Below are 544 nucleotides of genomic sequence, written 5' to 3' on the forward strand. Positions count from 1 at the left end.
CGTAGGCTCACATCCCGCGGTTCATCATCCGGCTTTTCATCATGCGGCGCTTCATCATCTGCTTCCGCATCATGCGCTTCTTCATCATCATCCGCTCACCCCGCATCATGCGAACCTGGGTGATGCCGGTCTCAGACTGAAGACCATTGGCAGCCATGGGAGCAGCTGATGCCGAGCCCACGCCAAGCGCGAGCCCACCAAGAATGGTCATAGCGGCAAGCGTAAAATCAACTTTCTTCATTTTTTCAGCTCCTAGGAAACCGTGTCAGCAGTCTTTGTAGAAGCAGAAAAATGTTCTCTAAGTTCCTGTGATATTTAGATAATTTCTGCCTAATGGCAGAGAGGTCATGTCTATAGATGCGTCGAGGCGATGCCGTCTCGCTTTTGCCCTCGAATGAGCACACGCCCTCCTCACCGGAAACGGATCTCAGGAAGTTTCAGAAAATCGGTGAGGGGAGGTTGCGCTAGCCCCCATTCGCTAACGGACGATGAATTCAGATCGCATAGCTGGCTTTGGGAAAGTTCCGCTGACAGGCAGGTTATT

1 protein-coding gene is annotated in these 544 nt (G+C 52.0%); it reads right to left on the bottom strand.

The annotated features are described in order from the left end of the window. Positions 1–7 precede the first annotated feature (7 nt). Positions 8–241: a hypothetical protein gene (locus MKK51_RS20160; RefSeq protein WP_243980185.1), complete on the bottom strand. Its 234-nt coding sequence runs from the start codon at positions 239–241 to the stop codon at positions 8–10. Between the last annotated feature and the right edge of the window lie 303 nt (positions 242–544).

The sequence above is a fragment of the Methylobacterium sp. E-045 genome, assembly GCF_022829685.1.
Taxonomy (GTDB): domain Bacteria; phylum Pseudomonadota; class Alphaproteobacteria; order Rhizobiales; family Beijerinckiaceae; genus Methylobacterium.